The sequence below is a fragment of the Caballeronia sp. LZ003 genome, assembly GCF_031451465.1.
Classification (GTDB): domain Bacteria; phylum Pseudomonadota; class Gammaproteobacteria; order Burkholderiales; family Burkholderiaceae; genus Caballeronia.
Window position 1 is genome coordinate 3,008,971 of sequence record NZ_JARUXJ010000001.1, and the last position, 17,899, is coordinate 3,026,869.

18 protein-coding genes are annotated in these 17,899 nt (G+C 62.9%); 9 read left to right on the forward strand and 9 right to left on the reverse strand.

Features of this window, described 5'->3' with window-relative positions:
* Nucleotides 1–63 precede the first annotated feature (63 nt).
* A complete protein-coding gene (locus tag QCE79_RS13650) occupies nt 64–1,761 on the reverse strand; it encodes an OmpA family protein (protein ID WP_309844790.1) in 1,698 nt (565 codons plus the stop codon).
* A 314-nt stretch (nt 1,762–2,075) separates the two neighbouring features.
* Here QCE79_RS13650 and QCE79_RS13655 point away from each other — a divergent pair, with 314 nt between their 5' ends.
* Nucleotides 2,076–3,764: an isovaleryl-CoA dehydrogenase gene (locus QCE79_RS13655; RefSeq protein WP_309844792.1), complete on the forward strand. Its 1,689-nt coding sequence runs from the start codon at nt 2,076–2,078 to the stop codon at nt 3,762–3,764.
* Here the strand turns inward: QCE79_RS13655 and QCE79_RS13660 are convergent.
* The 5 genes from QCE79_RS13660 to fliE all read right to left on the reverse strand — a co-directional run bounded on the left by QCE79_RS13660 (nt 3,761) and on the right by fliE (nt 6,840).
* Nucleotides 3,761–4,060: an EscU/YscU/HrcU family type III secretion system export apparatus switch protein gene (locus QCE79_RS13660; RefSeq protein WP_244826529.1), complete on the reverse strand. Its 300-nt coding sequence runs from the start codon at nt 4,058–4,060 to the stop codon at nt 3,761–3,763. The two genes, QCE79_RS13655 and QCE79_RS13660, sit on opposite strands and share 4 nt — an antisense overlap.
* Complete coding sequence (locus QCE79_RS13665; RefSeq protein WP_309844795.1) at nt 4,057–5,379, reverse strand: flagellar hook-length control protein FliK; 1,323 nt, start codon at nt 5,377–5,379, stop codon at nt 4,057–4,059. The genes QCE79_RS13660 and QCE79_RS13665 overlap by 4 nt, the downstream gene beginning before the upstream one ends.
* A 75-nt stretch (nt 5,380–5,454) precedes the next feature.
* Nucleotides 5,455–5,784, reverse strand: coding sequence for a flagellar protein FliT (locus QCE79_RS13670; RefSeq protein ID WP_244826531.1), 330 nt, complete (start codon nt 5,782–5,784; stop codon nt 5,455–5,457).
* A gap of 29 nt (nt 5,785–5,813) precedes the next feature.
* Nucleotides 5,814–6,233, reverse strand: a complete 420-nt coding sequence (fliS, locus tag QCE79_RS13675; protein WP_244826532.1) for a flagellar export chaperone FliS — start codon at nt 6,231–6,233, stop codon at nt 5,814–5,816.
* A gap of 241 nt (nt 6,234–6,474) precedes the next feature.
* Nucleotides 6,475–6,840 (reverse strand): flagellar hook-basal body complex protein FliE, encoded by a 366-nt coding sequence (fliE, locus tag QCE79_RS13680; protein WP_244826533.1) that lies wholly within the window; start codon nt 6,838–6,840, stop codon nt 6,475–6,477.
* 297 nt (nt 6,841–7,137) lie between these two features.
* On the opposite strand from fliE, the gene fliF reads away from it, so the two are divergent.
* From fliF to QCE79_RS13710, 6 genes are all read left to right on the forward strand, one after another.
* Complete coding sequence (fliF, locus tag QCE79_RS13685) at nt 7,138–8,931, forward strand: flagellar basal-body MS-ring/collar protein FliF (RefSeq protein ID WP_244826534.1); 1,794 nt, start codon at nt 7,138–7,140, stop codon at nt 8,929–8,931.
* Entirely contained in the window at nt 8,921–9,916 is a 996-nt protein-coding gene (gene fliG, locus QCE79_RS13690; RefSeq protein ID WP_244826535.1) for a flagellar motor switch protein FliG, read from the forward strand. The genes fliF and fliG overlap by 11 nt, the downstream gene beginning before the upstream one ends.
* Nucleotides 9,909–10,580 (forward strand): flagellar assembly protein FliH, encoded by a 672-nt coding sequence (gene fliH / locus QCE79_RS13695; protein ID WP_250466034.1) that lies wholly within the window; start codon nt 9,909–9,911, stop codon nt 10,578–10,580. Before fliG ends, fliH begins: the two co-directional genes overlap by 8 nt.
* An 8-nt stretch (nt 10,581–10,588) precedes the next feature.
* Nucleotides 10,589–12,103, forward strand: coding sequence for a flagellar protein export ATPase FliI (gene fliI / locus QCE79_RS13700; protein ID WP_250466294.1), 1,515 nt, complete (start codon nt 10,589–10,591; stop codon nt 12,101–12,103).
* A gap of 71 nt (nt 12,104–12,174) precedes the next feature.
* Complete coding sequence (gene fliJ / locus QCE79_RS13705) at nt 12,175–12,624, forward strand: flagellar export protein FliJ (RefSeq protein ID WP_244826537.1); 450 nt, start codon at nt 12,175–12,177, stop codon at nt 12,622–12,624.
* A 31-nt stretch (nt 12,625–12,655) separates the two neighbouring features.
* The gene (locus QCE79_RS13710) at nt 12,656–14,092 is read left to right on the forward strand and encodes a flagellar hook-length control protein FliK (protein WP_309844805.1); all 1,437 of its coding nucleotides are present in this window, start codon (nt 12,656–12,658) and stop codon (nt 14,090–14,092) included.
* A gap of 56 nt (nt 14,093–14,148) precedes the next feature.
* Here the strand turns inward: QCE79_RS13710 and QCE79_RS13715 are convergent, their stop codons facing one another.
* Genes QCE79_RS13715 through QCE79_RS13725 form a run of 3 tightly spaced genes read right to left on the reverse strand, consistent with a single transcriptional unit; the run spans nt 14,149 to nt 15,934 of the window.
* On the reverse strand, nt 14,149–14,535 hold the full coding sequence (locus QCE79_RS13715) for a hypothetical protein (protein ID WP_309844807.1): 387 nt from the start codon (nt 14,533–14,535) through the stop codon (nt 14,149–14,151).
* Nucleotides 14,520–15,320: a hypothetical protein gene (locus QCE79_RS13720; RefSeq protein ID WP_309844809.1), complete on the reverse strand. Its 801-nt coding sequence runs from the start codon at nt 15,318–15,320 to the stop codon at nt 14,520–14,522. Before QCE79_RS13720 ends, QCE79_RS13715 begins: the two co-directional genes overlap by 16 nt.
* Nucleotides 15,320–15,934 carry a hypothetical protein gene (locus QCE79_RS13725; protein ID WP_309844811.1) on the reverse strand — a complete coding sequence of 205 codons (615 nt, stop codon included), beginning with the start codon at nt 15,932–15,934 and terminating at the stop codon, nt 15,320–15,322. The genes QCE79_RS13720 and QCE79_RS13725 overlap by 1 nt, the downstream gene beginning before the upstream one ends.
* A 424-nt stretch (nt 15,935–16,358) precedes the next feature.
* Here QCE79_RS13725 and fliL point away from each other — a divergent pair, with 424 nt between their 5' ends.
* Together fliL and fliM are read left to right on the forward strand one after the other, a co-directional pair.
* Nucleotides 16,359–16,850 carry a flagellar basal body-associated protein FliL gene (gene fliL / locus QCE79_RS13730; protein ID WP_244826542.1) on the forward strand — a complete coding sequence of 164 codons (492 nt, stop codon included), beginning with the start codon at nt 16,359–16,361 and terminating at the stop codon, nt 16,848–16,850.
* 36 nt (nt 16,851–16,886) lie between these two features.
* A complete protein-coding gene (fliM, locus tag QCE79_RS13735; RefSeq protein ID WP_244826543.1) occupies nt 16,887–17,885 on the forward strand; it encodes a flagellar motor switch protein FliM in 999 nt (332 codons plus the stop codon).
* Nucleotides 17,886–17,899: the final 14 nt, after the last annotated feature.

The window sequence follows — 17,899 nt, forward strand, 5'->3', positions numbered from 1 at the left end:
CCGAACCGCTTCAGAGCGGTCCGGCGCTTTTTCGACGCATCGCGCCGAGATGGCGCGCGACGCTCAGTCGGCTTGCTTGAACTCGATACGTCGATTAGCCATGCGGCCAGCGGCGGTCGAGTTGTCGGCGACCGGATTGGCGTCGCCAAAGCCTTGAGCCGTCAGCGAATCAGAAGGAATGCCGTGCTGAACGAGGTACGAACGCACCGCTTCCGCACGCTTCTTCGACAACTGAAGATTCAGCGCCGCGCCGCCCGTGTTGTCCGAATAGCCCGCGATCTGAAGCCGAATTGGCTTTGCTTGCGTGTCGCAGGCCTTCAGCGCCTTCGCCGATGCAGCGAGCGCCGCCATGGCAACCGGCGGCGGCGTGTTCGAACCCGTGCCGAAGTTGACCGGCTTCAGGTTCAGCGTCTTGACGATAGCCGGAGCCGAGCAGGCATCCGCGTCTTGATTGGCTTGCGCTTCCGATGCCGGAGCCGCAACCTGAGCCGATTGCGTGCCGACCGTCCAGCCGGCGCCGAACAGCGCCTTCAGCTTGTCGACCCAGCCGAGCTTCGGCTCGCTTGCGCCGCCGCTCAGGGTGATCGTGTCGCCGGTAATCTGCAGATCGGCGCCCGGCAGCGTCATCAACGGCAGCAGGCCTTCGAGCTTGTCGAGCCACGCGGCGGGCTTCGTGTCGGGATCGACGGTCACGTTCGCGTGGAACTTGTCCGCGCCGAGCTTGGCCGACAGCATGTCGATCAGGCGTTGACGTTCCTGCTCGCTATTCACCGTGGCTTTCAGCGTGGGAATGCCGGAGGTGTCGACCGTCATGGACAGGCTTGCGTCCTTGCCCGGCAAAATGGTCGGCAACGATGCCTGATCGGGCGCCACAGCCGTGGCTTGCGATGCCTGATCGTCGCTGGCGCTGGCGCTGGATGCAGATGCGGCGTCGGATGCCGCCGAGGCGTCCGTGCGCGTTTCGGCCGTCATGTCTTTCGACTTGTTTTCGGTCGAACAGCCGCGCGCAACGAGCGCGGCCAGCAACGCGAGGGCAGCGGCGTTGGCGACCCACAGCCATTTGCGGCGCGGACCCTTGTCGTTTGTTTGCGCGGTTTCCACGGCCGGTTCTTGTTCACCATGAATGGGGAACAACGCTGCTCCTTGGGTAGCCGGATGACCGAGATGCGAGGACACCGCCTTCAGCCGCGAGGCCACGCCCGCGAGGAACGCGCCGACCGAGCCGAGCCCCAGCGCATTCGCGAACGAATCCGTCATGTTGGCCCGCACGACCGGCAGTTGATGCCCGAGCAGCGTGGGCAACTGGCCGATATGGCCGTTGTGCTGCGTGAAATAGCGCTTGAGGATACCGAGAATGGTCGCGCCCACGACGCCCGACAACGTGCGCGATGCGCTCGCCGCCACGCCCGTGTATTCGGAAATACGCTCGGCGAGCGCATTGAGATTGTCGTGCGAGGCAATGACGCCATCCACCGTCGAATGGGTGGCGAGGAGCGTTTGCATGCCTTCGTCGTTGAGAACGAAGTGCGGCAGTTCCTCGGCGATATGCGTGTTCACGCCCGGCGACATGACGGATGCAAACAGACTGCGTGCGCCATCCAGCGACGCCGCCTTGTTCATCATCGAGCCGATGAGTGCTGGCGCGCATAGTCCGACGACGCGCCTCGCGGACTCCTGCGTGCAGCCAACGCGTGCAGCCAGGTGTTGCAATACGCTCTCGGTCAAGGCGCCTTGAACGAGTTGATTGAGGTTGATGCTCATTGAGAAGACTTCCAGAAGAGGCCTGTAAACCTCAGGCCATAAGGGTCTCGGCGATTATAGGTTCGGCCTCCTGTCCGTCAGCCGTGGTAGCCAAACAATCGGATTTCTCTCATCCGGTTGGTCTTTAAGAGTTCGCATCAGAAAAATATAGGAATGGTTTAAGACCAAACGCGAGCGCCCGGCCAGATTGAAGCGAGCGGCAGCGCTACACGCTAGTCGGGCGTGCGGCCTATCATCGTTAAATAGAGATAGAGGATCATTTTTGACCACGCGTGTTGCGATTAGCCGACGCAAGCTCGCACGGGAGACACACGATGAACCACGCACCCTTGTTCGAGACACACGAAGTCACGAATCAGTCGCCGCCGCTTGTCGACTACGACGCCTTCGCCGCGGACCGCGCGCTCGTTGCCGCGCTCGAGCGCGAAGGCGCGCACTGGCATGCCGAGGCGCTCCACCGCGACGGCCGCGCGCTTACACAACCGGACGTGCTCGCGCTCGCCGATCTCGCCAACCGGCATACGCCGGAACTGAGCACGCACAGCGCGCGTGGCGAGCGTATCGACGCAATCGAGTTTCATCCGGCCTGGCATGAACTGCTGCGACGTCTGCGGCAAGAAGGTCTGCACGCGCTGCCGTTCGAACCTTCGGCGCGCGCCGGGTCGATGGCCGCGCGCGCCGCCGGTTACTTTCTGCACGGACAACTCGAATCCGGATCGCTGTGTCCGGTCACGATGACCTTCGCGAGCATCCCCGTTTTGCGCAATGAACCCGCGCTTTATGAACGGCTCGCCGCACCGCTCTTGTCGCGCGAGCACGATTCGCGCGACATCGCCCTCGAAGCCGGCAAGCGATCGATGTTGATCGGCATGGGCATGACCGAAAAGCAGGGCGGCTCCGACGTGCGCGGCAATCGCACGCGCGCGCATGCGCTCGGCACACCCGGGCGCGGCGGGGACTATCGGTTAATCGGACACAAGTGGTTTTTCTCGGCGCCGCAGTGCGACGCGCATCTCGTGCTCGCGCGCACGGCGGACGAAGGCGGACTCTCCTGCTTCTACGTGCCGCGCTTTGCGCCCGACGGCCGCAAGAACGCCGTGCACGTGCAGCGTCTGAAGGACAAGCTCGGCAATCGCTCGAACGCGAGCAGCGAAATCGAGTTTCTCGATGCCTACGGCATGATGATCGGCGATGAAGGACGCGGCGTGCCGACCATCATCGAAATGGCGAACTACACGCGGCTCGATTGCGTGATCGGCAGCGCGGCGTTGATGCGCGCGGCGCTGGTCGAAGCGATCCATCATGCGCGGCATCGCAGCGCGTTTGGCGCGCATCTCGCCGATCAGCCCTTGATGCGCAACGTGCTCGCCGACCTCGCGCTGGAATCGGAAGCCGCGACGGTGCTGTTCATGCGGACGGCCGGGGCGTTCGAGCAGAGCGCATCGGCGGGAGCGGCGTTGCGCGAACGCGCGTGGCGGCGCATCGTCACGCCTGCGGCGAAGTTCTGGGTTTGCAAGCGCGCGCTCGAATTCACCGGCGAGGCGATGGAAGTCTGGGGCGGCAACGGTTACGTCGAAACCGGGCCGATGGCGAGGTTTTATCGCGAGGCGCCGGTCAATTCGATCTGGGAAGGTTCGGGCAACGTCATGTGTCTAGACGTGCTGCGTGCGTTCGAGCGCGAGCAGGACGCGGCGCACGCACTATTCGACGACTGGCGCGATACGGCAAGCGCGCATCCGGCGCTCGGTGCGGCTTTGCAGACACTCTTGACTAGTTTGACGAGCGATCCGGCGTCGCGCGAGGCATCGGCGCGGCGCATCGCGCAGCAATTGACCTTATGTGCACAAGGCGTATTGCTGGCGAGACATGCGCCGGACGAGGTGGCACAGGCGTTCATCGAAAGCCGTTTGGGCGATGCGCGCGGCGAAACCGGCCGCGTGTATGGCACGTTGCCCGCGCGCTTCGATCATGCGGCGATCGTGAGGCGAGCTTTCGAGTTTTAGCGGCGTCCCGCCTCCCTCACCGGCTCCTCGTTCTCCAGCCGATAAACCCAGGCCAGCAGTTCCGCCACCGCCTGATAAAGCGCGGGGGGAATATGCGAATCGAGATCGACCTGCATCAAGAGCGACACCATTTCCGGCGAGTCATGGACATACACGCCCGCTTCCTTAGCGCGCTGCACGATCATTTCCGCGACCACGCCGTAGCCCTTCGCCACGACGCGCGGCGTCGTTTCGCGGCTGCCCGCATCGTAAGTGAGCGCGGTGGCCTGCTTGCGCGAATACAGTGGATTGCTCATGTCACTTCTCCACCCGGCGGCGCGCGGAATAAATGCTCGAGCGGCGAACGCACCGGTTTCGGCGCGTCCAGGTCGATGTCGCCCGTGGCGGCGCCCGAGCCATCCATCGAACGCACGCTGAACGACGCCAGCGCGATGCCCGCCGCTTCGAGCTGACGCTGGAACGCGGCGGCATCGGCGGAAAAACGCGATGCGCCCGTATCGCTCGCCCTCAGACGCGCGACCAGCTTGTCGCCGGTCAGCACGAGTTCGGCGTCCACCATGCCGAGCGCGGGCAACGACAACGTGACGCGCGTGCGCCACGCGCGTTTCTCGCTGGTATCCACGGCGGGACGCGGCTCTCGCGCTACTTCCCACTCGAAACGCGTTCCCGGCCACGCTTCGCCCTGCCAGCGGAATTGCTCGTTGGCGAGTATGTCGAGTTGCTGACGCACGACCGTGAGGGTCGCTGGATGAATACCCGCATCGAGCGATGCCAGCAGCGCCGATTCATGCTGGCTCGGCTGCGGCGCGGCGGGCGGCGAAGCGGGCGCGGACGGCGCGCTTTGCGAATTCGACAGCGCCAGCGCGGGCGCATCCCGTACCGATGCCGCGAGCGCCGCCGCTTGCTGCGGCGTTTGCGGCATCGCGACGTTATGCGTTTCGGCGTGCAGATCGGACAGATCGGTTTGTGTCGAGGCAAACGCCGGTGGGCGCGTGTCGTCGAAGGCGGTATCGCGCGCGATGCTTTCGTCGCCCGGCAAATCGAGCGGCAAGGTCAGCGCGCGCGGATCGATGCGCGCCTGCGGTTCGCTCGCGAGCGACGCCGTGCTGCGCTGCCCGGCCATCCATTGCACGAGATGCGACTCGTAGAAGAGGCCGCTTTGCGCCACCGTTTTCGCAAGCTCCGATGCCAGCGCGGACGCCGGCAACGGCGGCAGATTCTGGCTCGCCGCACGCGCGGCCGCGACGGCGGCGGCATTGGAGGAGAAAGCGGTATCGAAAAGCCCCGTGGTCAGCGCGGCGAACGCGCTCGCGGGACGCGGCGGTGTCGGCCAGAGCGGGGCATCGCCGAGAATCGCGGGCGCGGCGCCGCCCAGGCGGGAAATGACATCGAGCGTGCGGGCCACGCTCGACAGTTCGGTTTGCGCGGACGCCACCGGAGCGAGCGTCGGCGCGGATGCGCCCGCCGCGGTTCCGGCGGGCGTCGCGACGGACAAGGAAACGCCCGTCTGCGTGCTCGTCTGGCCGGTCGAACCGGCGTTGGCGCGCAGCGCGGACAGAAGGAGCTCGGTCCGGCTGGCGATAATCGTGGCGATCGCGGAATCGAGTCCTGACATGCCGGCATCCTGGAAAGACCGCGCGCGAGGGCCGGGCCAGACGCCGGAAGAGTTTTCCGTCGCAAGCCGCGTTGTCTAGCGCAGTCCGATCATCTTTTTAAGTACGCGCGCCGGGCTGTTGGTCGTGAAGAGCGCGGAAAGACGCGCGAGGCTCGGCGAACTGAGGTCGCGAATCGCGGCGTCGTCGGCGAGGATCTTCTTCACGAGGTCCAGCTTGCGCGCACGGGCGGTGTCGTCGAGTTCCGAGCCGGTATCCACGTCCTTCAACCGTTCGATCAACTCGCGATACCTGCCCTGCATCGTCTTCAATTCGCTCCACTCGCCACTGCGCGCCGCAGCCAGCATCTGGCCGGACAGCGCAGCAATCGCCTCGTAGTGCGCGAAATATTCGTCTGTGGTATTCATTCTTGTCAGGCAGTCGCCATGGCTGCCGCTCAGACGGCTGCCGCGGTCGTTCTCGCCACTTCCGGTCCAATGCCGACCCACGCCTCTTCGAGCGTAGCCAGCAGATTGTCCACTTCCACGAGCATCGACTCGTCCTGGTTCAGATTCGCTTCCAGGAGCCGGCGTGCCATGTACGAGTACAGCGCGTCCAGACGCAGCGCGACTTCGCCGCCCGCTTCCTTGTTGAGCGCCTGCTGCAACCCGGTCTCGATGATGTTGATCGCCTTGCTGATCGCCGTTCCGCGCGCGCCCACGTTCTTCTGCTGCAAGTGCATCCGCGCCTGTGCAATCGACTGCCGCGCGCCCTGATAGAGCATCACGATCAGCCGGTGCGGGCTCGCTCCCATCACCCCTGTCTGAACGCCGACGCGTGCATATGCGTTGGCTCCCGCCTGTCCTGGGGAATACATCCGTGGTTCTCCTTATGCGATACCGAATGACGCCCGCGGCACGTGGCGCGCGGTGCTCGGACGACGGCGCAAAGGCCGCTTCGTCCGACCGGTAAGAATCGGTGCTGGCGATCGAACCATCGTTCGCCGTGCTGTTATCGAGGTTATCGGAGAATCGCGGCAAAGCTTTAGGGCGCAAGGCTCTGGGGCCGTATCGGCATGATGGGGACGGATTCGAAAGGCACGCGCCAGCCACAGCGCGTTACACCGAAATTTGCATGATGTCGTTGTAGGCCGACACGAGCTTGTTGCGTACTTGCAAGCCGAACTGCATGCCGACGTTGGCCTTTTGCATATCGACCATCACGTCGTTGAGCGAAACGTTCGGCGCGCCGATTTCGAACGCGTGCGCTTCGGACAGCGCCTTCGTCTGGTTGTCGCTGATCTTGCTGATCGACGACTGCAGCGCGTCCGCGAACGTGCCCGCGCTCACCGCGCCCGACTGGCCGATTCCCGCGTCCTGTCCGGATACGGCGCCCGTGGCGACCGTGGGGCTGCCGGCGGCCTGCGTCGCCATCGACTGCATTGTGCTCAGCGCGGAGGTGAGCGGATTGATCGGGAAGTTCATGGTGTCTCCGATTGACAAGTAAAGAGCCGGTTCAGCGCCCAAGTGCGAAAAACGCTCGTCGCCGGGTTCGGGGCGGCGTGCGAACGGTCGTCCGAACGCTTTTACCGAGTACGAGAAAGATTAGCAGCGCGGCATTTTCCAAAGCGCCGGAAGAACGGGGGAAACCCGGCTCTATTCGCCGAATCGACTTGCAATCTTCTGCGGATAATCCATCTCGTCAAAAGTCCTCCGGCGCCGCATCACGGGCAGTACGACCGGCCAGAGGGGAACGCAAAAGATTCGGAGCTTCGACGCTAAATGGATACGCCCAACAACTCACTGATCACGCCAGACGCCAGAATGGGCCTGGCAGGCGCGCAGCCTGGCGCCTCGGCGAGCGCCGCGAGCCCCAGCCTCACCGGCGGCGCTGGCGGCGCCGACTTCGGCGGCTTCGCTCAGCGCATGCCGATGCTCTCGCAATTCCGCTCGAACCCGCGCGTGCCGCTCATCATCGCCGTGGCGATCTTGGCGATGGTCGTGGCGGGGCTCGTCATGTGGACGCGCCAGCCCGACTACCGCGTGCTGTTCTCGAATCTCTCCGACCGCGACGGCGGTGCGATCGTCGCCGCGCTCCAGCAGGGCAACATTCCCTACAAGCTCTCCGACGGCGGCGGCGCGATCCTCGTTCCGGCCGAGTCGGTGCACGAAACGCGTCTGCGCCTCGCAAGCCAGGGTTTGCCGAAAAGCGGCTCGGTCGGCTTCGAACTGATGGACAACCAGAAGTTCGGCATCAGCCAGTTCGCGGAGCAGATCAACTACCAGCGCGCGCTCGAAGGCGAACTGGAACGCACCATCGGCGCAATTTCCTCCGTGAAGTCGGCACGCGTGCATCTGGCCATTCCGAAGCCGAGCGTGTTCGTGCGCGACAAGGAACTGCCGACCGCGTCCGTCATGGTCAACCTCTTTCCCGGCCGCGTGCTCGACGAAGGACAGGTTTCGGCGATCGCGCACATGGTGTCGTCGGGCGTGGCGGACATGCCGGTCAAGAACGTGAATATCGTCGATCAGGACGGCAACCTGCTCACGAACCAGAGCGCCGCGAACGGTCTCGACGCATCGCAACTGAAGTACGTGCAGCAGATCGAGCACAACACGCAAAAGCGCATCGACGCGATTCTTTCCCCGCTCTTCGGCGGCGGCAACGCGCATTCGCAAGTGAGCGCGGACATCGACTTCTCGAAGCTCGAACAGACCGCCGAAAGCTACGGCCCGAACGCCAACCCGCAGAACACGTCGATCCGCAGCCAGCAATCGAGCGAATCCAGCGAAACCTCGGGCAGCGGCCCGTCGGGCGTGCCGGGCGCGCTGTCGAACCAGCCGCCGCAGCCGGCATCCGCGCCGGTCACGGGCGGAGCATCGGACGCAACCGGCGCTGCCGCCGCGAAGTCCACGCCGCAGAACCTGCGCAAGGACACGACGACCAATTACGAAGTGGACCGCACGGTGCGCCACTACGAACAGGCGACAGGCGGCATCAAGCGTCTTTCGGTGGCGGTGGTCGTGAACTATCAGCGTCAGGTCGATGCGAAGGGCAACGTCACGATGACGCCGCTCGCCGCCGACAAGCTCGCGCAAGTCCAGCAACTCGTGAAGGACGCGATGGGCTACGACGAGAAGCGCGGCGACTCGGTCAACGTGGTGAACAGCGCGTTCAACTCCGACCAGAACGTGACGCCCGATGTGCCGTGGTGGCGCACGCCGGACATGATCATGCGCGGCATCCAGTTGGCGAAGTACGTGGGCATCGGCATCGTCGCACTGTTCCTGTACTTCAGCATGGTGAAGCCGGCAATGCGCCGCGCCTTCCCCGTGCCGGAACCGGCGGCGCCCTCGCTCAACGCGCCAGACGAACTCTCGCTGCTCGACGGCCCGACGCTCGAAGGCGGCGCCAAGAATGACGATGATGACAAGGATGCCGAGGTAAGTCTCCTCGGTCATGAAAGCAACAAGGCCAAGTTCGATCGCAATCTCGACTACGCGCGCATGGTGGCGCGTCAGGACGCGAGAATCGTGGCGACGGTCGTGAAGAACTGGGTGTCCGATGAACGCTGAAGGTCTCAATAAAGCCGCGCTTCTCCTGATGTCGATCGGCGAGGAAGAAGCCGCCGAAGTTTTCAAGTATCTCGCTCCGCGCGAGGTGCAGAAGATCGGCGCGACCATGGCGGCGCTCAAGAACGTGACGCGCGAGCAGCTCGACAACGTGCTGACCGAATTCGTCAGCGAAGCGGAGCAGCACACCGCGTTGTCGCTCGATTCGAGCGAGTACATCCGCTCGGTGCTCACGAAGGCGCTCGGCGAAACCAAGGCTGGCGCGCTCATCGACCGGATTCTGCAAGGCAGCGATACGAGCGGTATCGAAGGTCTGAAGTGGATGGACTCGGGCGCGGTCGCGGAACTCATCAAGAACGAGCATCCGCAGATCATCGCGACGATCCTCGTGCACCTGGACCGCGATCAGGCTTCGGAAATCGTCTCGCTGCTCAACGACCGTCTGCGTAACGACGTGCTGCTGCGTATCGCCACGCTCGACGGTATTCAGCCCGCCGCGCTGCGCGAACTCGACGATGTACTGACCACGCTTCTCTCCGGCAGCGACAACCTGAAGCGCGCGCCGATGGGCGGTATCCGCACGGCGGCCGAGATTCTCAACTTCATGTCGAGCAACCATGAAGAGGGCGTGATCAACAACGTCAAGGAATACGACGTGGAACTCGCGCAGAAGATCATCGACCAGATGTTCGTGTTCGAGAACCTGCTCGACCTGGAAGACCGCGCGATCCAGTTGCTGCTGAAGGAAGTGGAATCCGAAACGCTGATCGTCTCGCTCAAGGGCGCGCAGCCCGCGTTGCGTCAGAAGTTCCTGTCGAACATGTCGCAACGCGCGGCCGAATTGCTTGCGGAAGACCTCGATTCGCGTGGTCCGGTGCGTGTGTCGGAAGTCGAGCAGCAGCAACGCAAGGTGCTTCAGGTGGTGCGTAATCTGGCCGAAAACGGCCAGATTCAATTAGGCGGCAAGGCAGAGGATGCATATGTCTAATCCGGCCCAGAACCCGAAGGCGCCGCTCTCCGCGTATCAGCGCTGGGAGATGGCTTCGTTCGATCCCGTCACCGTGGACCACAGCGCGGCGGATCAGGCAGCGCTCGAAGCGCATTTGCGCCGCGTCGAGGAAGACGCGCATGCGCAAGGTCTCGCCACGGGTCATGTGGCTGGACAGGCGATCGGGTATCAGGCCGGTTTCGAACAAGGGCACGCCAAGGGTTTCGAGGACGGCCGCAAGGAAGCGCTCGCCGAAGCGGCGCGTCTCGCGGAAATCGCCGATGCGTTCAGGATCGCGCTGCAAGCCGCCGATGCCGCCATCGCGGAAACGCTCGCCACGCTCGCGGTCGATATCGCGCAGCAAGTGGTGCGGCAGCATCTAGCGCACGATCCGACGGCGCTCGTCACCGTGGCGCGCGAAGTGATCGCGGCCGAGCCGGAACTCACGGGATCGCCGACGCTGATCGTGAATCCCGCCGATTTGCCTATCGTCGATGCGTACTTGCAGGAAGAACTCGGCGCGGCTGGCTGGATGGTGCGGCCCGACCCGCTCGTGGAACGCGGCGGCTGCCGCGCGCACGCGGCGAGCGGCGAAATCGATTCGACCAATGCGTCGCGCTGGGAGCGTGTCGCGGCGGCATTGGGGAGGAACAAGCCGTGGTAAATAGCGCAATGACGCATCGCATCACGCAGGACGGGCTGAGCGAGCTGGAGCAGGAAATCGCGCGCGCGTCGTTCGGGCCGGAGGCTGTCGTCGAGGAAGAATCGCCGGAGGAACTCGCTGCGCGGACCATCGCGGAACTCGCGAACATGGCGGGCAATCCGCATATCGACGCCTGGCGCGACAAGCTCGACGCCCTCAAGGCGCGTACCGCGATCGCCAAGCCGCTGCGTCCGTGCGGACGTCTCACGCGCGCCGCCGGCCTCGTGCTCGAAGCGGTCGGACTGAAGATGGGCGTCGGTTCCGAATGCATGATCGAACTGCCGCCGGGCAGCGCCATTCCGACCGCCGAAGCCGAAGTCGTCGGCTTCGCGGGCGACAAACTCTTTTTGATGCCGACCACGGAAATGGCCGGCCTCTTGCCCGGCGCGCGCGTGTATCCGCTGGAAAGCGCGCCGATCAACGATCCGATGGCAGGCGCAAAACGTCTGCCGGTCGGCTGGGAGATGCTCGGCCGCGTGGTCGATGCATCCGGCCGTCCGCTCGACGGACTCGGCCCGCTCGGCGCAAAAGTCGATGCGCCGTTGTCATCGCCGGTCATCAACCCGCTGAATCGCGAGCCGATTCACAAAGTGCTGGACGTCGGCGTGCGCGCAATCAATTCGCTGCTGACGGTTGGACGCGGCCAGCGCATGGGCCTGTTCGCGGGCTCGGGCGTCGGTAAATCGGTGCTGCTCGGCACGATGGCGCGCTACACGAGCGCGGAAGTGATCGTGATCGGACTGATCGGCGAACGCGGCCGCGAAGTGAAGGAATTCATCGAACAGATTCTGGGCGAAGACGGTCTCGCGCGTTCGGTCGTCGTGGCCGCGCCGGCCGACGTTTCGCCGGTCCTGCGCATGCAGGGCGCGACTTACGCGACTTCGCTCGCCGAATATTTCCGCGATCAGGGCAAGCATGTGTTGCTGCTCATGGATTCGCTGACGCGTTACGCGATGGCGCAGCGCGAGATCGCACTTGCGATTGGCGAGCCGCCCGCGACCAAGGGTTATCCGCCGTCGGTGTTCGCCAAGCTGCCCGCGCTCGTCGAGCGTACCGGCAATGGCCCGGAAGGCGGCGGTTCGATCACCGCGTTCTACACCGTGCTCACCGAAGGCGACGACCAGCAAGATCCGATCGCCGATTCGGCCCGCGCCATTCTCGACGGCCATATCGTGCTGAACCGCTCGCTCGCCGAGGCGGGGCATTATCCGGCTATCGATATCGAACAGTCGATTAGCCGCGCGATGACCGCGCTCATCGACGACAAGCATCTCGAGCACGTGCGCCTTTTCAAGCAGATGCTTTCGCGTTATCAGCGCAATCGCGATCTGATCAACGTGGGCGCGTATTCCAGCGGCCGCGATGCCCTGCTCGACCGGGCCATCGCGCTTTATCCGCGAATGGAGTCGTTTTTACAGCAAGGCTTTCGCGAGCAGGCGAATTTCGAACCGAGTCTTGATTTATTGCATCAACTTTTCAACTAGTATTTGCAGCCGCACCTATATTTGTCATAAGTTATTAAAAAAACCGCGCGACCACAGAGACCAACTCGTCCATGTCAAAGAATCTGCCGATCAACACCCTGATCGAACTCGCTCAGGAAGAACTCGACGCCGCGACCAAGAAGCTGGGCAAGCTTCAGCAGGAGCGCAACGAAATCGAGGGGCAACTCAATTCGCTCGTGACGTATCGCGACGAATATCACGCGCGTTTCACGGCGTCGGCGCAGCAAGGCACGACGGCGCAGACGCTGCGTAACTTCCAGGCGTTCGTCGACACGCTGGACTCGGCGATTGCGCAACAGCGCACGTTGCTCGTGATGGCCGACCAGCGCATCGAGGCGGCGAAGCCGGAATGGCGTCTCAAGAAGCAGAAGGTCGGCAGCTACGAGGTGCTCGCGGCGCGCGGCGAGGCGTTGCTCGCAAAGAAGGCGGCGCGCGTGGAACAGCGCGAATCGGACGAGCACGCGGCCAAGGTGCTGCGCATGCGCGCCGAACGCGCCTGAATTTAACTACCGGACTTTTTCGAGGTAACGCATGTCCTCCGTTTCTTCCATCGGCGCGCAGTCGGGCGTTACGTCATCTTCGGCTGCCAAAAAGCGTGCAGCGGACGCAGGCGCGTCGTTCGGCCTGACGCTGCAGAGCATGACCGACAAGGCCAATGCCGACGCACAGGCAGCCAAGGCGCTGGCGGCGTCGTCCTTGTCTTCGTCCACTGCGGCCAAGTCGAGCGTGCATGACGTGCCGAAGTCCGACGACACCGCGAGCGCCAGCAAGTCGGACGACGCGAGCGACGTGAAGAAGAGCGATAGCGCGACAGACACGCAGGCGTCGTCGTCGGCCGACAAGAGCGGCAAGACGGATTCGACGAAGGAGGCTTCGAAGCCTTCGGGCAAGACCGAAACGGCGGATGCGTCCAAGCCTGCCGCCCCGGCAAAGCCCGCGAAAGCGACGGATGCCGCCGATGCGGCCGAGCGCGCGGACGCCGCCGAAGCTGCGAATACCACCGTGTCCGACGTAACCGATGCGGCCGCGACGGCGGTTGCATCGACGGATGACGACAAGACCGCGACCGGCGACACGCACAAGAGCGGCGACGCCAAGTCCGCGCAAGATGCGCTGCAGGCCGCGCTCGCCGCGATGAACAACGTGCCGGCGAATGCCGTGCCGATGAACGCAGCGGCATCGGCGCATTCGGGCGCGGCCACGGGCGCTGGAAAGAGCGACGAGGCGTCGGGCGGCATGGTCGGCGAAGGATCGAAGGGTAATCGCTCGGGCGGCCTGCTCAACGCGCTCGCCGGCGATGCCAGGGACAACGCGGCGCCGGCCACGACCGCGGCACTGACAAGCGATGCGGCAGCGGTTCAGGCCGCGCTGACCCCGCAAGCCGATGCGGGCAGCGCGGCGTACAAAGCCATCTCGCAGCAAGCCGATGCAGCGGCGCGCGCGGTGGCGATGCAATCGGCATCGGCGGGGTCGGCGGTATCGAGTGCGCAGGGCGAGATGACGGCGGCGACCAGCGCGGCGATTGCGCCGCACGTGGGCGCTGGCGGCTGGGACGATGCGTTCAGCCAGAAAGTCGTGTTCCTCTCGAATTCGCAGCAACAGAGCGCGGAGTTGACGCTCAATCCGAAGGATCTCGGCCCGTTGCAGGTCACTCTGCAGGTTTCCGAGAATCACGCGCACGCGCTCTTCGTGTCGCAGCATGCGCAGGTGCGCGAAGCGGTCGAAGCCGCGATGCCGAAGCTGCGCGAGGCGATGGAAGCCAACGGTATCAGCCTAGGCTCCACCAGCGTTTCGGATGGATTCGCGCGCCAGTCGTCGCAACAGGACCGCGGCGAGGGCCGCTCGTCGTCGGGTAACGGACGCGGCGTGGGCGGTGTTGGCGGCGTCGGCGGTAGCGATTCGGGCGTGGCAAGCACGGTGACGATGCCGGTGCGGCGCACGGTCGGGTTGGTGGATACGTTTGCTTGATGACCGTGGTGCAATCGATTTGGCTTCTTGGGACGAACCGATTGCAATTACATTGATCAAGCACAGGTTGCGCGTCCTCGCTGACGCGTGATCGCTTTTTCGACTTCCTGCCAAATTCCGTTGAGTGTCATCCGAAGATACAGAACGCTGAGTTCGTGTCGCAAACGGAAGAAAGCAGACGCGTCGCGTTTCAACAGGAGTTTCCTGACTTCATCGATCACCGTTTGATCATCGAATGAAAGCCAGATCGGCGGCGCTGCAGTTAAGGCGTTCGGACCGCACACTGGAGCAACCTCCCGAAAGAAAATCTTTTTGAGTTCTTTCGATGGATAGACACATATTTTCGATGCTTGGTAGTCGTAGTCGATTCTGTTATCGACGAAGAATTCCGCCATCGTCGTCCAAATGCGCTCCCTTGCCTGCTGGTCTATCTGATGCCCCACGTGCGGAATTCCTCCAATTCGTCGAGATAAGCGTCCTGAGCCGTTTGAGTTACGACAGAACCGAGAGTTGAACCGATCAAGACGACACCGAGAGCACATATTGGGGCTCCCGGTCCGCAGATTGATCCTACGGCAAGACCCGCAAGCGCACCGCCGATCAACCCGCCTTCAATGGACGCAATTTGGCGTTCAGCTTCGCTTATCTTGTCTCTGGCGTTCAAAATCTCATATCCGGCGAGCACTCCTGTTATCAAGAGGCCGACCTTGCCCATCAATCTCATTCGGGCCGTTGTTGCGTTGACCTTGGCGTTACTCCTTCCCGCCGATTCGATTATCGAGAAGTAAGCGCGGTCTTTTTCAGACTCGGTCAATGCATGAAAGGGCTTGGAAAAATTTTTAACCGAGTACTTGTCGAGAAGCTTTTCAAGGCCAAGCCCTTCTGCCTTATATGCCAGTGCTTTTGCCAAACTCGTGGGCGAAGTGGCCGTCCTCGCCTCTTCCATGATGCGATTGCGCATGTCCTGGCAGAAAGCCGCACCCTCTGCAGCGGTCATGCGTCCAGCGTTGACTTCGGTTTGAACGGTCTCGCTCATTCGCTCGATGCCAGCGGCATAACGCGCTCGCACGCTCGCGTCGCTGATAACGCTTTGGGAGAAATACGCTCCAGCGCCTTCGAGAGCGGCGCGCGCATCGGCCAGAATCCGGGAATCAATCTGGTGATCTTTGTTCGCCGCGAAAGAACCTCTGATGGTACTGCCGCTTACTGGCGCTTTTGTGTCTGGCATTAAGCTCGAATAATCGATAAAAGTGCTTGAGATACGGTCGCTTCCTCAGTGGGAGAAACGCTTACCGCGATCTCGATACGTGTGCATGCGCTGTTGTTCGATCTAGCGAACCGGATGTTGTTGCCGCCGCCGATACTGCCTCGCTCGCTGGACCCGTCCGCGAAGCGTGTGACGCATGACATGCCTTCGTAGCTTTCCGGCTCGCGCAGAGTGAAGCTGATCCAGTGGTCTGCATCAGGAGGTACCGGCGGCTCTGCCGAAGCATTGCTCGACGAGAAGCGCGTGATGGGCGCGTGATCGAATACCCGGCATCGTCTTCCGTGAGCCGGATAGATGATCGGAGACGTCGAGCACTGGCAAAGAACCCGGTCACCGCCAAGCGCCCAATCGCGTCCCCGATCTTTAGGTCTACGGCCCGGTGTTAGATGGACACCATAGGTAATTTCGCCTGTGCTCTCGCAAGCTGTGCAGAAGGCGAAGTCGCCGATCACTGCCCCGCCGCGCAGTCGACCGCTTTCGTCCGCAATGCGCCGAGTTCGCCCTTGCGCGATTACGTAGCTCCCCTCTTCGCTGGTGAGCGGGTCGCCATCCACGGCGGCGTAATAGACGGTCATTTCGCTATTGCCTTTCTTGTACGTCGGCGATGACAACACGTTCGTGTCTAACGTCGATTTGTAGATATGCGCGTTAAATGCAAGAAACGTCGTTCAGGCGAAGGCGTTATAGCCGCATCTAACCTTCCAGAAAGCGGCCTGAAACGCTTGGCGTATCGCCCGTACCGCAGTTTCACATGACCGAAGGGCCCTTGCTGAAAAATAGTGCCAAATGCTGTGCATGGGCAACTTTCTCGCGGCAATGCGTTCGCGCGCCCATTTTCAGCGTTCGCTCACGGGCCGTCGAGACCGGAATAGCAAGGCTCTGCATCCGCCAGCAAGCTGCCCTAACCCACGAGTTAGCCCCAAATCCCCCCTCTTTTCGCCCCATCGCTCAACGGCGTTATAGCCAACAATTCAACCTATCGAAAGAGGGCAAGAATTCATGGCTACCACCACTGCAAATCCGAAAGACATCGTTCCCGCGAAGAGCGGCAAGCTCAAGAAGACTCTGATCATCGCCATTGGCGCGGTCGTTCTGCTGGGTGCTGGCGCCGGCGGCGCTTACTTCATGCTCGGCAAGCAGCCTCACGGCCCCGCCAAGCCCGCACCGGTGCCGCCGCCCGTGTTCTTCCCGCTCGATTCGCTGACCGTCAACCTGCAAGCCGACGACGGCATCATGCACTACCTGCGCGTCGGTCTGTCGCTCAAGCTCGCGGACGAAAAGGCTCAGGTGCAGATCACCGAACGCATGCCTGAGATCCGCAGCCGCGTGCTGATGCTCATCTCCGGCAAGCACCCCGAAGAGATGGCGACCGTCGAAGGCAAGCGCAAGCTCGCCGACGAACTGCGCGAAGCCGTCGAGAAGGCCGCCAGCGCGCCGGATCATCCCGCCCACGTCGAAGAAGTGTTGTTCACCGAATTCGTCGTGCAGTAAGCCCGCGCACCAGATTCAAGGAAACGGAAAAGAGTCATGGGCCACGAAGAGTTCATGTCGCAGGAGGAGGTCGATGCCCTCCTCAAGGGCGTCACCGGCGAAGTCGATCAGGTTTCAGACGACAGCAAGCCCGCCGGCGTTCGTCCTTACAACATCGCGACGCAGGAACGCATTGTCCGCGGCCGGATGCCCGGCCTCGAAATCATCAACGACCGCTTCGCGCGCCTGTTGCGCGTGGGCATCTTCAACTTCATGCGGCGTTCGGCGGAAATCTCCGTCGGCCCGGTGAAGGTGCAGAAGTACAGCGAATTCACGCGCAATCTGCCGATCCCGACCAACCTCAACCTGGTCCATGTGAAGCCTCTGCGCGGCACGTCGCTGTTCGTGTTCGATCCGAACCTCGTGTTCTTTGTGGTCGACAACCTCTTCGGCGGCGACGGGCGTTTCCATACGCGCGTCGAAGGCCGCGAGTTCACGCAGACCGAGCAACGCATCATTCACAAGCTGCTCACGCTGGTATTCGAGCACTACTCCGCTTCGTGGAAGAGCGTGCGTCCGCTGCAGTTCGAATTCATGCGCTCGGAAATGCACACGCAGTTCGCGAACGTGGCGACGCCGAATGAAATCGTCATCGTGACGCAGTTCACCATCGAATTCGGTTCGACGGGCGGCACGCTGCATATCTGCATGCCCTACTCGATGATCGAGCCGATTCGCGATCAGCTCTCCTCGCCGATTCAGGGCGAAGCGCTCGAAGTGGATCGCCGCTGGGTGCGCGTGCTCTCGCAGCAAGTGCAATCGGCGGAAGTGGAACTGACGGTGGAACTCGCCGAGATCCGTTCGTCGTTCGAAAGGCTGCTCAACATGCGCAAGGGCGACGTGCTGCCGATCGACGTGCCCGAGCATGTCGTCGCCAAGGTGGACGGCGTGCCGGTGATGGAATGCGGCTACGGAATTTTCAATGGTCAATACGCGCTGCGCGTGCAGAAAATGGTCAGCGCGTCGGACAACATGAAGGAAGGTGGATATGAGTGATCTCTTGCAGGAAG

Bases quoted from the DNA above. Each gene is read 5' to 3' on its own strand.
- QCE79_RS13650 (WP_309844790.1), bottom strand. From the start codon at position 1,761: ATGAGCATCAACCTCAATCAACTCGTTCAAGGCGCCTTGACCGAGAGC.
- QCE79_RS13655 (WP_309844792.1), top strand. From the start codon at position 2,076: ATGAACCACGCACCCTTGTTCGAGACACACGAAGTCACGAATCAGTCG.
- QCE79_RS13660 (WP_244826529.1), bottom strand. From the start codon at position 4,060: ATGAGCAATCCACTGTATTCGCGCAAGCAGGCCACCGCGCTCACTTAC.
- QCE79_RS13665 (WP_309844795.1), bottom strand. From the start codon at position 5,379: ATGTCAGGACTCGATTCCGCGATCGCCACGATTATCGCCAGCCGGACC.
- QCE79_RS13670 (WP_244826531.1), bottom strand. From the start codon at position 5,784: ATGAATACCACAGACGAATATTTCGCGCACTACGAGGCGATTGCTGCG.
- fliS (WP_244826532.1), bottom strand. From the start codon at position 6,233: ATGTATTCCCCAGGACAGGCGGGAGCCAACGCATATGCACGCGTCGGC.
- fliE (WP_244826533.1), bottom strand. From the start codon at position 6,840: ATGAACTTCCCGATCAATCCGCTCACCTCCGCGCTGAGCACAATGCAG.
- fliF (WP_244826534.1), top strand. From the start codon at position 7,138: ATGGATACGCCCAACAACTCACTGATCACGCCAGACGCCAGAATGGGC.
- fliG (WP_244826535.1), top strand. From the start codon at position 8,921: ATGAACGCTGAAGGTCTCAATAAAGCCGCGCTTCTCCTGATGTCGATC.
- fliH (WP_250466034.1), top strand. From the start codon at position 9,909: ATGTCTAATCCGGCCCAGAACCCGAAGGCGCCGCTCTCCGCGTATCAG.
- fliI (WP_250466294.1), top strand. From the start codon at position 10,589: ATGACGCATCGCATCACGCAGGACGGGCTGAGCGAGCTGGAGCAGGAA.
- fliJ (WP_244826537.1), top strand. From the start codon at position 12,175: ATGTCAAAGAATCTGCCGATCAACACCCTGATCGAACTCGCTCAGGAA.
- QCE79_RS13710 (WP_309844805.1), top strand. From the start codon at position 12,656: ATGTCCTCCGTTTCTTCCATCGGCGCGCAGTCGGGCGTTACGTCATCT.
- QCE79_RS13720 (WP_309844809.1), bottom strand. From the start codon at position 15,320: ATGCCAGACACAAAAGCGCCAGTAAGCGGCAGTACCATCAGAGGTTCT.
- QCE79_RS13725 (WP_309844811.1), bottom strand. From the start codon at position 15,934: ATGACCGTCTATTACGCCGCCGTGGATGGCGACCCGCTCACCAGCGAA.
- fliL (WP_244826542.1), top strand. From the start codon at position 16,359: ATGGCTACCACCACTGCAAATCCGAAAGACATCGTTCCCGCGAAGAGC.
- fliM (WP_244826543.1), top strand. From the start codon at position 16,887: ATGGGCCACGAAGAGTTCATGTCGCAGGAGGAGGTCGATGCCCTCCTC.